Consider the following 13,386-nt stretch of genomic DNA (forward strand, 5'->3'; position numbering starts at 1 on the left):
AATATTTATATACCGTTGTGATGGGCTAAATGTTCACCCTACCTTGGTATTTATTCCTGCTCACAACTACATAGCAGTGGATGCTCGTTGTCTCGTGCGTAACGATTAACTTGCTCAACTTTGGTGTAAGCAACATCAGCGCTATAAATGCCGCATATTGCTTTGCCATTATGATGAACTTGAAGCATCACATCTGTTGCTCTATCGCTATCCATATTAAAAAACGTCATTAGTACTTCTATCACAAAGTCCATTGGCGTGTAATCATCATTATTTAAAATGACCTTATATTTTCGCGGTGGTTGCAGTTTTTGCTTTTCACTATCGCGAACCGTTTCAATAACACCAGAATCTTTCATACCACTCATAATTAAATATAGTCTTGTCTTTAGAACTCAAGCAAACTTGAATAAAAAAATAAATAAATTGTTAAAAAATAGTTCAAAACACTTGACTGACTGCCTAAATAAACTACAGTCAATTATAGATTGATTAAACTTTAGTCAGTCTAGCAAATTACACGGTTTAGAATAACTAAATTAGTCAACTTATAGAAGGATGTAGAAGTATGGCTTGTGGTAAAGTCAAATGGTTCAACAATGCCAAAGGTTTTGGTTTCATCGTAGAAGACGGTAGCGAGACTGATATATTCGCTCATTACTCAACGATTGTAATGGACGGTTATAAAACACTTAAAGCTGGTCAAGATGTAACATTCGAATTGCAACAAGGTCCAAAAGGGTTACACGCAACGAATATTGCGCCTAACGATGAAATTTCTTAGGTATTACCTATTCGAGTATCAAGCGAGCGACCTTGTTAAGTTCCTCGCTTACTCTCTTCCCACTAATATATCTCATATTTATCCTTGAAATTCCTTTTCTTCATCCCAATTGTTTAATTGTTATTAGCCCTTTAGAGCCAAGCTTGTTACACTCTTGTTGCTTAAATTTAGCTTTTTCGTCATTTTGACCTAAGGCTTATGGCTAATTTCATTTTATGCCTATTTAGGCTATAAGAATTTTACAGTCTGTCAGCTGTGGTTATTTTGATACCCCGTATTAAGTTGCAACAGCTAACAGACTAATTGCTATGATACCAATTCAGTTAATTAAATGAGCGATATTGAGGAAAATCTTGCCGATAACTCAGCAAAAGTCGTTATTTAGTGATTCTAAATAAGCGCTGCAATGCTGTTAGGTGCGGTTTATTCTCGAATAAAGCAAATGTTATGGCGAGTTGGTATTATTTGATAGCAATATAATTGCATTGTTGAATATGGCTAATTAAGGGTGGCTGCTTGCAGTAACTGCCAAACATTACGCCAACTATCTAGGAATGATGATGACATCAAAAATTATCTACACTAAAACAGATGAAGCGCCAGCACTGGCAACGTATTCATTGTTACCAATCATCCAGGCGTATACTAACGCGGCAGGTGTTGAAGTTGAAACTCGCGACATTTCATTAGCAGGTCGTGTAATTGCTAACTTCCCTGAGTACCTAACAGAAGAGCAACGTATTGATGATGCACTTGCTGAACTAGGCCAAATGGCTAAAACGCCTGAAGCAAATATTATCAAGCTTCCTAATATCAGTGCGTCGGTTCCACAGCTACGCGCTGTAATCAAAGAGCTACAAGAAAAAGGTTACGCACTACCTGACTACCCATCAGAGCCAAAAACTGATGAAGAGCAAAAAATTAAAGCGACTTACGACAAAATCAAAGGCAGTGCTGTAAACCCTGTACTTCGTGAGGGTAACTCTGACCGTCGTGCACCTAGCTCTGTAAAAGAGTATGCTCGTAATAACCCACATTCAATGGGTGCATGGAGCAAAGATTCTGAGTCGTATGTTGCAAGTATGGAAGAAGGTGATTTCTTTGGTTCTGAGCAATCAGTGACTGTTGCAGAAGCGACTGATGTGCGTATTGAACACGTTGCAGAAAATGGCGACGTTACAGTACTTAAAGCAAGCACACCGCTTCTAGCAGGCGAAGTGATTGACGCATCTCGTCTAAGCGTTGCAAAATTACAAGATTTTTTAGCGAAAGAAATTCAGACTGCTAAAGAAAAAGGTGTATTGTTCTCACTACACATGAAAGCAACGATGATGAAGGTATCTGACCCAATCATCTTTGGTCATGCAGTAAAAGTATTCTTTAAAGATGTATTTACCAAACACGCTGACCTTTTCAAAGAGTTAGATGTTGATGTGAATAACGGTTTTGGTGACGTATTTGCTAAAATCGAAAAACTAGATGCTGCTAAAAAAGCTGAAATCGAAGCCGATATCCAAGCTGTTTATGACAACAACCCTGCTATCGCGATGGTTGACTCAGACCGTGGTATTACTAATCTTCACGTACCAAGCGATGTGATCATTGATGCATCAATGCCTGCTGCAATCCGTTCAAGCGGTCAAATGTGGAACAGCGAAGGTAAATTACAAGACACAAGTTTTGTCATTCCAGATCGTTGTTATTCTGGTGTTTACCAAGCAACTATTGATTTCTGTAAAGAAAATGGTGCATTCGATCCTACAACCATGGGTAGCGTACCTAACGTAGGCCTTATGGCACAAAAAGCGGAAGAATACGGCTCACACGATAAAACGTTTGAAGTATCAGCAGCAGGTACTGTTCGCGTGGTAGATACAAACGGCACAACATTACTTGAGCACGCTGTTGAGCAAGGTGATATCTGGCGTATGTGTCAGGTAAAAGATGCACCAATTCAAGATTGGGTTAAACTTGCTGTTAATCGTGCTCGCGCAACAAATACACCCGCGGTATTCTGGTTAGATGAAAATCGTGCGCACGATGCCGAGCTAATCAAAAAAGTAAATGCGTATTTACCACATCACGATACTGATGGTTTAGATATCCGTATTTTAGCACCCCTTGAAGCGACTAAGTTCTCACTTGAGCGTATTAAAGAAGGTAAAGATACGATTTCTGTAACAGGTAACGTACTGCGTGATTACCTAACTGACTTATTCCCTATTCTTGAGCTAGGTACAAGCGCTAAAATGCTGTCAATCGTACCACTTATGAATGGTGGTGGTTTATTCGAAACGGGTGCGGGTGGTTCTGCTCCTAAGCATGTACAGCAATTCGAAAAAGAAAACCACTTACGTTGGGATTCTCTGGGTGAGTTTTTAGCACTTGCGGCTTCTTTAGAGCACTTAAGCGTTAATACTGGTAATAAGAAAGCACAAGTACTTGCTGATACGCTAGATAAAGCAACAGGTACTTTCCTTGCTGAAAACAAATCACCTTCACGTAAAGTGAAAGAGATTGATAACCGTGGTTCTCACTTCTTCTTAGCATTATTCTGGGCACAAGAACTTGCTGCTCAAAACGATGACGCTGAGTTAAAAGCACAGTTCACGCAAATCGCTTCTGACCTTGAATCACAAAAAGAGCAAATCGTTACTGAGTTGAACGATGCACAAGGTACAGCAATGAATGTAGGTGGTTATTACCAACCAAATGACGATGCGGCATTTAAAGCAATGCGTCCAAGCACAACATTCAATGACATTTTAGCTAAATTAGTTTAATTGTTATTGAAATCTGTTAAAAAAGCGCTCATTGAGCGCTTTTTTTATGAATGCGATAATACCAATTCGCAATACGACTTAATTATTTTGAGTGATTAAACCTGTCGCTACCTGCGTTAAAAATGTCTAATTTACGACAGCATGGATGCAGGAGATAGAGCAATGCAGGAGCAATTGCCGAGAACAACTAGCTAACGACATTTTTGCCTTGGTATAAACGGGGTTTTATTGCGTGAAAAAAAAGACCTGTTAATTAAGCTAATTGGTATAAAAGGCCGCATAGGCGGCCTTTCTTATTAAAATTACTTTGTGTACGCTCTTGGCATCGCTGATTCGGTTGTGTAACGTTCGCGCAATTTATCTTGACGCGCTTCAGTTGAAACCTCTTCACCATTGATCCACATTTTGCTTACGTGTGATTTCAATTCAAATGGATCATTAGACCACATAACTAAGTTCGCACGTTTGCCTGTTGCTATTGCTCCTGAGTTCAAGCCAAAAACATCCGCAATATTACTGGTCACCGCATTCAATGCACCTTGTTGTGTCATACCATACGACACAGCGTTGCCCGCATCAAAACGCAACTGGTAAACATTGTGACTCGAGTCCCCTGCAACACCAATAATCACTTTAACACCGGCTTTTTCGAGTTTGCCTGCATTGGCTAAGTTAGCATGCATTGAATCAAAGCTACCCGGTAAATTTGCCATAGAACTGATAATCACCGGCACATTAGCTTTTGCTAAAGTATCTGCAACAACAACGGCATCATCACCACCATGAATTACTAAATTAATTCCAAACGTGTCTTTTAATTTCACTAATTCATAGATATCTGACGCGCGTTGTACACTGGCAATCAGTGGCATTTCACCTGAGAGTACTTTATCAAGGATCTTTTGCTCTGTGGTGGGTTCTTTTTTATCATCTTTTTTAGCTGACTTGTGCCCTTCAAGCTTGTCGATCAGTGTTTTCATCGACATTGCACGTGAGCCTTTACGCTTTTCACCTAAATGAACCACAAGGGCAACTTGTTTTTGATTTACACTATCGAATGAACCCGATAAATCAACAACAGAGGCAAGACCTGCAAAAATACTTTCACCACCATTTGGCACGATTACGTCTTGAGTAATCCCGCCTTTTCGAGCATAAGGAATTAAGCTACTGCGTGGGTTAAAAGCAAGACTAGGATCGAAATCAATACTCGCTTTATCATCACCGCCGTCACGAGAACCCGCAACAGCCCCTACTTCAACTAAGCCAAGTTGGTTCATCGTACCGATAAACCCTGCGGTCACGATTTGACCTTGAGCATCAACAGTGGTGTCTGCATTTATTGATTCTGGATTAATTGCAACAATTTTTCCCTCGTCAATAACGACACTAGCACCTTCTAATACACCTTGTTCTGTTGATGTGTGAATGGTTGCATTAATAATTGCAATCGATTGTGCGCTCGCTACCGACGAAAATAAACCAGCAGCAACTAAAGAGAGCGAAAATGTTTTAGTTAATTTTGTCATCAATGTTACTCCTACTGTTGACCAAGCATGAAATCGCTTTGTGCTTGATATTTTTCATCATGACGATCGTATACCTTGGCACCATCAATAAATACTTGCTCAGCTTTTGCGTACACACTAAAAGGGTTTTGATTCCAGATAACAACATCGGCTTGTTTACCCGATTCAAGTGAGCCTGTTTTATCATCGATACCCAGTGATTTAGCAGCGTTTGCTGTGATCCACTTAATAGCGTGTTGTTCTGAAATATTAAAACCAACATCGTTTGCACGGTACATCACTTTACCTGCTTCTTGGTTTAAGCGTTGAATAGTTGTATCAGAATCTGAGTGGACAATCGCGCATGAGTTTTTAACCGCATCGACAATAGCCACGTTTTCTTGAACCATGTCATAGGCTTCCATTTTAAAGCCCCACCAATCTGGCCACAGTGCTGCACAGTTGCCGTTTTCAGCGAGTAAATCGGCAATCTTGTACGCTTCAATACCGTGGTGGAAAGTGCCTGAGTGATAACCAAATTCTTTGCCTAGGTCGATCATCATCGCCATTTCTTCTGCTTTATAACAGTGGTTATGAATAAGAATATCGCCATCAAGGACACCAGCTAGCGTGTCTAGCTTAATATCACGGTGAGGAATTTCAGGATTTTTACCTGCCGCGTAATCGCTGTCATATTTTTCCCACTGACGCTTATATTCCGTTGCATCAATCCATGCTGTTCTGTAGCCCGCCATATTACCCATACGTGTTGAAGGTAATACCCCTTTGCTTCCATAAACACGTTTTGGGTTTTCACCACAAGCCATTTTTAAGCCATAGGGTGCATCAGGGAATTTCATACCTTGCATTGTATGTGAAGGAACATTTTTTAAAGTAACACCACGGCCACCAATTAAATTTGCTGAGCCTGGTAAAATTTGTAATGACGTAATGCCGCCTTCACGAGCACGGTTAAAACCAGGGTCTTGCGGCCAAATAGAGTGTTCAACCCATACTTCAGCAGTCACTGGGCTTGTCATTTCGTTACCATCTTGATGCGATGCCACAGACGGTGTTGGGTATGCGCCTAAATGCGAATGCACATCGATGATACCGGGCGTGACCCACTTGCCTTGTGCATCAATGGTGTTATCTGCTTGTACAGATAAGTCCTTGCCTACTTGTTGTACTTTACCATCAACAAAATAAACATCAGCCTCATCTAAACGCTCACCGGTGCCTGTTAGTACCGTTGCATTGGTAATAAGAGTACTTGTTGATGCCAGTGGCTTATAAGTACTTGGGTATGGGTTTTTATCAATCGTTACTTTTGGATCTTGTGGGCCATTATCTTGGCAACCCGCAAGCGCGATACCAAGTGAAATAACCATCAAGGATGGTGCAAATTTATGCATTTTGTTGTTTCTCCTTTTTTTATTATATAACTTTAATCAAATGTTAATATCAATGCTAACAAACGAGGTAAGTGACGTTTAAGTAAGACGAATTACGTTATTTCTTCCGTTACTTATTTTTTAATGTAATTCGTATAGAGCTTCTCTAATGCACCTTCGGTCGTGAGGCTAGGATCTTTATTAATAAAATGCGTCACGGTACGGGTTACGAAATCAGAGTTTTGTTTATGTTGTTTAGCAAAGCTTTTGATTAAAGTATTGGCATCAGTGGCTGCCGTTACTTTTTCATGACGGTGGCGATATTGACTCAAGGCACGATTAAAATCGCCGTTATAATCTTCAACGACTAATTTATAAAAGTCACTTTTATCGACGCTAAGCTCGTTGATACAGTAATTTAGCGCCTCTTTAAAGTCGTAAAAGACTATTCCTTGCACATCAAATTCAGTGCGTTTTTCGCGAATAGTAACGCGGCCATCTTCAGTCGAATAACTGTAGCCCTGAAAATCAAGCCGCTGTGCAGCTTCTTCGCCCAATTTCATTCCCGCTTTAATGCTATGAACAAATTCATCACTCATATCATCAAGCTCATTTTCGTGCCACATGTGAAATACTCGCAGCGCTTTGGCATATTTATTGGCTATTTTCTTTTTTACTTTGGTGAATCGGCCATCAATCGTTAACACTCGCTCATTATGAAGTAGCGCAAAACATTCATAACACGCTGGTATTGAAATAAATTCAGCGTCTTCACCTAAATCAATAATACTTTGCATCATATGAAGAGGGGGGCAATAGTCGCGCTCAGTTGCCTCACAACCACAATAAAAGCATTGATTAAAATGCTTAGAATGTGAGGCATAGGCTTGTTGATAATAGCCTGATAATTTTGTGGTCACTTAAACTCCTTACACTTTATTCAGTGTCTAATAGTGAACATTTAAATTAGAGTTAAAACGTAAATGTAGCAATACCGTAAAACAAATAGAAAATACGCTCTCTAAACCTGCTCAGTTTGCTCTAAAATGAAATTATTTTCTCGTTATTTGTGTCAAAATTCATACTTTAAAATATGTCTAATCAAACGGTTATATATTGGGGTACACATCTACATACTTGCTTACATCTTGTCCGTTTTCATTAACAGCAATCAATCAAATTTAGGGTAATACTTTAATGGTGCCTAGCAAATAGGAATTGTGAAGTATCCCACGCGAGGTTGCACGACTTTCATGTCACATGGACAAACAACTGGAGAGAAAGATGAATACATTAACATTAGCATTTGGTACAGCACTTATTGTCGGTTCTTCAATGACAGCAACAGATGCAAACGCCGCACAGTTTGTAGCTGCAGATAATTCTGCTGGGACACAAGCATGTATGGCTATTGTGTCAAATAAACCCATAAACCTTGCTCAAACAATGCGTGATTTACGCTTAAACAAACGCGTCATCTCAGACAAGTTACAGTGCAATGATATGTCTACGGCACAGTTTGCCAGCACCTATGGCTTTAATAAATCAGCAAGCTACTTAAATTTAGAGCAACAAACAAAAACAAGTATTCAAGATATCGCTAAAGTCAGTGATAACACCGTCTACGTCATTTCGGGTTCTAAATAATGACAGATTTGATGTAGCAGACCTTGTATAGGTCTGCTACACACTTTTTATAAAAGCGCAGCAATTAAGCCAAATACACCACCAAACACGCCACCCCAAATAACCAGCCAGCCTAAATGTTCTTTAATCATTGTTTGAATGATATCTTTTACCATGACGGGAGTTAGTTCGTTTAAACGCTCATCCACTAACCTTTCTACCGTGTTATGTAACGAGCCACCAATGTGCGAGTTTGCAAACAGCTTTTCATCGAGTATTGTTTTAAATTCGTCACTGTGAGAAATATCAATGACGGCCTGTTTCATTTTATTTATGAACGGCTCACGCATTGGCTCTAAGGCATCACGTCCACCAAACATTCCTAACATACTGCCAAATTGCGATTGCTCAATAACTTCGATTAATGAGTCATAGGCTGGGCTTAGGTTTACTTCAGCAATAACAGGCTCTAATTCTATTTGAGGTTTCGCAAGAGCCATCACTTGATCTATTTTCTCTGCCGCGAAAAATTCCGTCATGACTAACTGCCTGATGGATGCTTTAAACGACTCAAACTTTAGCGTAATGACACCTGAGCCATACAAGAAAGGCACTTTTTCAAACAGCATATGTATCGCTAACCAATTTGTTACAGCGCCAGACAAGGCAAATAATCCCACAGATAATACAATCGCCTGATCAAACAAAAATCCAACTAACACGAAGGCCAAAGCCACTAAATTAGTAACAAGACTTTTATTCATTTAAATCCTCATGCACACAGCAAAATATTTAATAATATTAACGCTATGAGATTGTTAATTCACCGACTTTTTGCCATAGTTTAACTACATGGTTAAAAGGTGAGCGATATTATGTGGAATTCAGTGAATGAACAGATAAGCCAAGCTATGCACTTTGATTTTAAGCATACCTTTAAACGCCAACTGCAATCGCCCAACAGCGATAAATACTTTGAACTGCGCGATGAAAATCACCGATTTTTTGTCAAGGTGGCTCACTTAAGTGATTTAGAAAGATTAGAGTGCGAATCCTTTAATTTAAAGCTTTTAACGCAAGAAAGCTTATTTATGATCCCCGACTGCATTGCCACAGGGTGCAATATTGAATTTTCATTCATCGTTTTAGAGTGGTTAGAACTGGACAAACTTCCTCACTCAAATTGGCATACGATGGGCGAACATTTAGCCACACTTCATCAAAAGCATACGCAAGCCATGTTTGGTTTTGATCACGACAACTTTTTAGGCCCCACAGTCCAGCCAAACCGATGGCACAAAAAATGGGATGTTTTTTTTGCAGAAGAACGGATTGGTTGGCAACTTCAACTCTTGCAAGAAAAAGGCATTGAACTCGTTGATCAAGATATGTTTATCGCTTTTATTAAAGACACCTTGCACGGCCATAATGTCGAACCGTCATTACTGCATGGCGACTTTTGGCGACGAAATATGGGCTTTATACAAGCGGTTCCTAGTCTGTATGACCCTGCTTGCTATTATGGTGACCGGGAATGCGATATCGCTATGAGCGAACTTTTCGCACCGCTTCCTGATGCTTTTTATACTGCATACAATCAACAATACCCCCTGCAAAATGGCTATGAACAGCGTAAATTGATCTATCAGCTATATCCTATTTTAAATCACGCTAATATTTTTGCCGGACACTATCTGACTGAAGCTAAACAACAAATTGATTTGCTGCTTAAATAAACTTTAAATTGCTGTAAAACGAATGTCATAAACGCAAGAACAGGACTATAGTGTAAATAGAACACGTTTATATACAGGTGCTAGCCGCTTGTTTAGCGGTTAGTGTGTAAGTTATATCAATCTTATTAAATTTGCGTTCATCACCATTAGATTACGATTTTATAAGATTGCAATTTAACGAATTCAGGCATGCCTGATTAAGGTAAAAGCTGATGAAAGATAACTTTTCTCAACGTATATCCTGCCCTCATTGTGGACATCATATATTCGTGGCATTAGATGCCAGCGAAGGCGACCAAGATTATTACGAAGAATGTAGCGCTTGCTGTAACCCTATTCATTTAAACATGCACATTGATTACGCACACAACAAATTAGAATTACATGTTGACAGTGACGACGAGCAAATTTTTTAATTTGCTTGTCGTGCCAAATAGTTTTCAACCGTGTTTATAATTGTGTAAGTTTGTTGGTCAACCTCAATATTGAGTAGATTGCCTTCGCGTTGTTTATCTAAATTAGTAATCGCGAGAGTTTCAGGTATGAGGTGTAACCAAAAACCACGCTCATCAACCTCACCCACGGTTAAACTTGCACCATTTACGCTGACAAACCCTTTGTACAATACATATTTTTGCCACTTTGGATCGATTGCAAGATGCATTTTGCAGTTATTTTGTTCATGTATAATAGACGTTATGTTTGCCATACAGTGAATATGGCCCGATACAATATGCCCCCCAAGCTCAGTGCCTACCGTTACGGAGCGCTCAAAGTTGGCCCAATGTCCGTTTTGCAATTGACCAAGGTTAGTCAACTTTAATGTCTCATCAATCACATCAAAATAAATAAGTGTAAAATCACTGTCCTGAAGTGCTTTAAATTCGACAACAGTCAAACAACAGCCATTAATTGCAATGCTGGCACCCATAGTCAGTTTTTGCGCATACTCATTAGCGACTTTTAAGGTTAACCTTAGTACCCCACCCTCGTGCTTTGTGTGTTCGACAATGGCTTGAGTTTGTATAATTCCAGTAAACATCTTGGCGTCTTCTTTTATTCGCAAAATACATATCTGCGATTTTTATTGATCTTTGAATAGATTACAATGACAACCTGTTTTTTTAGTTGTGTATTTTATGTCTTTTTGTAGTTGGGAAGCCAAACGGTTAATTTCTTTAGCCATCCCTGTATTTTTGGCGCAAGTGACCCTGATATTAATGACGGTTGTTGATACCGTAATGGCAGGACAAGTGAGTGCAACAGATCTGGCTGCTTTATCAATCGCAACAGGTATTTGGAACCCCTTAATGTTAGCGCTTCAAGGTATCCTGCTTGCACTGACGGGAATTATTGCGCAGTTTTCGGGCTCAAATGACAAACACGGCATAAGCCATTATTTTCAACAAGGCCTATATTTAGCGCTGGTGCTTAGTGTCATTGGCTTAGGGCTTGCTACTTTAGCAGACAGTATTCTCTCTCATTTAAATACAACAGCGGCGATTACAACGCTCGCTGAACAGTATATACATTTTGTAAAATGGGGCATTTTTGGCTTTTTACTCTTTAGTGTTTATCGCAATATCACTGAGGGTATGGGCATGACCAAACCTGCTTTTTACATAAGCTTAATTGGCTTAGCCGTTAATATTCCTGCTAACTACGTGTTTATACACGGTCATTTAGGTTTTAATGCGTATGGCGGTGCAGGCTGTGGTATTGCAACCGCGTTAGTCTTTACGGCGATGGCTATCACACAAATGATATACTGCCATTTTGATAAAAAAATTAATGCGAAGGCGTTATTAGCGAATTTCTCGTTACCACAGCCTGCCACTATGTGGGCAATCACTAAAGTCGGCATTCCTATTTCATTGGCCACATTTTTCGAAGTGACACTGTTTGCTTGTATTCCGCTGTTTATTGCACATTTAGGTGCTGTTGCTGTCGCAGGCCATCAAATAGCGGCAAGTGTAACCACTTTACTTTTCATGATGCCGTTGAGTTTATCTATAGCTATTAGTATTCGTATTGGTAATTTGTTTGGACAACAGCATTTCAAACAATTAAGAAGTGCGGTGAGTACAAGCTATATTTTAGCCGCTATTATTGCCTTTTTATTGGCGAGTGTGACTTTCTTTGCGCGAGATATTATAAGCCAACTGTACTCAGATAATCCTGAGGTTTTAGCGCTTGCCTCATCAATCATGGTACTTGCCTGTATTTACCAATTACCTGATGCATTACAAGTTTCTGCCAATGGAATTTTACGTGGTTTAAAGTATACCGCCCCAATTGGTTATATTACCTTCGTGTCGTATTGGTTGATCGGTTTTGCACTTGGATTCGTACTTGCTCGTACAGATTTAATTGTGCCAGCGATGGGGCCTCATGGGTTTTGGATAGGTATTATCGTTGGCCTCAGTGCTGCGGCCATCATGTTGATGTTCACAGTTCATAGGCGATTTAACTATGCACCTTTTCAGCAAAACTAAGTCTTTATTTAAGCTCACAGTGTGTGCTGTGAGCCTTGTGCTATTTGGTTGCTCACCCTCAGCCAGTGATATAAACAAAACATATGCCGAAAGGCTCAATAATGTTCTTACATTTAAAGAATTTGAACTCACTAAACCCGCGCGCATTGAGCCCGTTCATTTTGATATCGTTTCAGGCAGCGCTCACACCATTGGCATGTTAGAACTTGCGCAGTTACGTCAATGTGAACTCGCTACGTTAATTGCAGAGCATAATAATCAATTAGGTAAAACAGCTACTGCTGCGGGTGTGCTTAGCTATCAAATTGAATTTATTCAAGCCGCTGAAAAGTGCTTAGATACCCTATCGCCTGACAATCCGCTGTATACAAAAATTGCCCAAGCTTCTGAGCAAAAACAACAAACGCTCCCGCAGTATTTTGAAGCAATGATAACGAACGAAAGAGAATTTAAAGTTATTTGGCAACTTACGTCATCTAACTTAGATGAACACACGGCAGGCTTCACAGAAACCGAGCAAGCTATGAGCATGTTCGCGATGTTAAACGAACAAATTAAAACCGGTGACATTAGTGAAATTGATACAGCGTCGCTTATAAACGCGTTAGAAGTATTAAATAAGTTTAAATACAACACCTTATTAGTGTCTGCCGTAAGAACACAAATTCATTATAATGAGCAACTCACAACGTTATTGCAGCAATATGAAATAGACGCACTCTGCCCTGCTAACAAAAATAAACAGAAAGCACAAAAGCTCAGTAATATTTTTAAAAAGTTTTATTTAGAGCAGTTACAACCTTATCAATCATTCTTAACAGGTAAACTCGAGTCACTGCTACCTTTGTACGAAAAAATATGGCAAGACCCAACGTTAGGTCATTATGTTGATAGCAGCCATGAAGGCAACATTCTTACAGAGCTTAAATTTTCAGCAAAACAACACGTTACTTGGTGGCAAAACTTTTATAAGCAGTGTGAAATTAGTCCATTATGAATAAAAAAACAGCACTTAACACAAAAATAGCTAAAGCAGCTTGATTCAAGAAACCAGTCGCTA

Annotated in this window: 13 protein-coding genes; 7 read left to right on the forward strand and 6 right to left on the reverse strand. The window is 39.5% G+C overall.

The features are described 5' to 3' along the window. Positions 1-50: 50 nt before the first annotated feature. The gene (clpS, locus tag H3302_RS08610; protein ID WP_174403847.1) at positions 51-359 is read right to left on the reverse strand and encodes an ATP-dependent Clp protease adapter ClpS; all 309 of its coding nucleotides are present in this window, start codon (positions 357-359) and stop codon (positions 51-53) included. A 209-nt stretch (positions 360-568) separates the two neighbouring features. Between clpS and cspD the strand changes: the two genes are divergently transcribed. Both cspD and H3302_RS08620 read left to right on the forward strand, forming a co-directional pair. Further along, the gene (gene cspD / locus H3302_RS08615; protein WP_036968098.1) at positions 569-784 is read left to right on the forward strand and encodes a cold shock domain-containing protein CspD; all 216 of its coding nucleotides are present in this window, start codon (positions 569-571) and stop codon (positions 782-784) included. Between the two features lie 560 nt (positions 785-1,344). Beyond that, entirely contained in the window at positions 1,345-3,567 is a 2,223-nt protein-coding gene (locus H3302_RS08620) for an NADP-dependent isocitrate dehydrogenase (protein ID WP_036968093.1), read from the forward strand. 302 nt (positions 3,568-3,869) lie between these two features. On the opposite strand, the gene H3302_RS08625 is transcribed toward H3302_RS08620, so the two are convergent. The 3 genes from H3302_RS08625 to H3302_RS08635 form a co-directional block, all read right to left on the reverse strand. Next, positions 3,870-5,096, reverse strand: coding sequence for an amidohydrolase family protein (locus tag H3302_RS08625; protein ID WP_065978460.1), 1,227 nt, complete (start codon positions 5,094-5,096; stop codon positions 3,870-3,872). 11 nt (positions 5,097-5,107) lie between these two features. Beyond that, a complete protein-coding gene (locus tag H3302_RS08630; protein ID WP_036968087.1) occupies positions 5,108-6,490 on the reverse strand; it encodes an amidohydrolase in 1,383 nt (460 codons plus the stop codon). Positions 6,491-6,603: 113 nt separating this feature from the next. After that, positions 6,604-7,389, reverse strand: a complete 786-nt coding sequence (locus H3302_RS08635) for a hypothetical protein (RefSeq protein WP_182394923.1) — start codon at positions 7,387-7,389, stop codon at positions 6,604-6,606. Positions 7,390-7,753: 364 nt separating this feature from the next. On the opposite strand from H3302_RS08635, the gene H3302_RS08640 reads away from it, so the two are divergent. Next, a complete protein-coding gene (locus tag H3302_RS08640; protein WP_065978461.1) occupies positions 7,754-8,116 on the forward strand; it encodes a DUF3718 domain-containing protein in 363 nt (120 codons plus the stop codon). Positions 8,117-8,163: 47 nt separating this feature from the next. Here H3302_RS08640 and H3302_RS08645 read toward each other — a convergent pair whose 3' ends face one another. Continuing rightward, positions 8,164-8,859 carry a hypothetical protein gene (locus tag H3302_RS08645; protein WP_036968078.1) on the reverse strand — a complete coding sequence of 232 codons (696 nt, stop codon included), beginning with the start codon at positions 8,857-8,859 and terminating at the stop codon, positions 8,164-8,166. A 111-nt stretch (positions 8,860-8,970) separates the two neighbouring features. Between H3302_RS08645 and H3302_RS08650 the strand changes: the two genes are divergently transcribed. Both H3302_RS08650 and H3302_RS08655 read left to right on the forward strand, forming a co-directional pair. After that, positions 8,971-9,831, forward strand: coding sequence for a fructosamine kinase family protein (locus H3302_RS08650; RefSeq protein ID WP_065978462.1), 861 nt, complete (start codon positions 8,971-8,973; stop codon positions 9,829-9,831). Between the two features lie 212 nt (positions 9,832-10,043). Beyond that, positions 10,044-10,247, forward strand: a complete 204-nt coding sequence (locus H3302_RS08655) for a CPXCG motif-containing cysteine-rich protein (protein WP_036968072.1) — start codon at positions 10,044-10,046, stop codon at positions 10,245-10,247. Here the strand turns inward: H3302_RS08655 and H3302_RS08660 are convergent. Then, positions 10,244-10,873 (reverse strand): riboflavin synthase, encoded by a 630-nt coding sequence (locus H3302_RS08660; RefSeq protein WP_065978463.1) that lies wholly within the window; start codon positions 10,871-10,873, stop codon positions 10,244-10,246. The two genes, H3302_RS08655 and H3302_RS08660, sit on opposite strands and share 4 nt — an antisense overlap. A 97-nt stretch (positions 10,874-10,970) precedes the next feature. Between H3302_RS08660 and H3302_RS08665 the strand changes: the two genes are divergently transcribed. Together H3302_RS08665 and H3302_RS08670 are read left to right on the forward strand one after the other, a co-directional pair. Beyond that, positions 10,971-12,326 (forward strand): MATE family efflux transporter, encoded by a 1,356-nt coding sequence (locus H3302_RS08665; RefSeq protein ID WP_182394924.1) that lies wholly within the window; start codon positions 10,971-10,973, stop codon positions 12,324-12,326. A 28-nt stretch (positions 12,327-12,354) separates the two neighbouring features. Continuing rightward, a complete protein-coding gene (locus tag H3302_RS08670) occupies positions 12,355-13,323 on the forward strand; it encodes a DUF3080 family protein (RefSeq protein WP_220469610.1) in 969 nt (322 codons plus the stop codon). The last annotated feature ends 63 nt before the right edge of the window (positions 13,324-13,386 follow it).

This window comes from Pseudoalteromonas sp. MT33b (assembly GCF_014117385.1).
GTDB lineage: Bacteria > Pseudomonadota > Gammaproteobacteria > Enterobacterales > Alteromonadaceae > Pseudoalteromonas > Pseudoalteromonas lipolytica.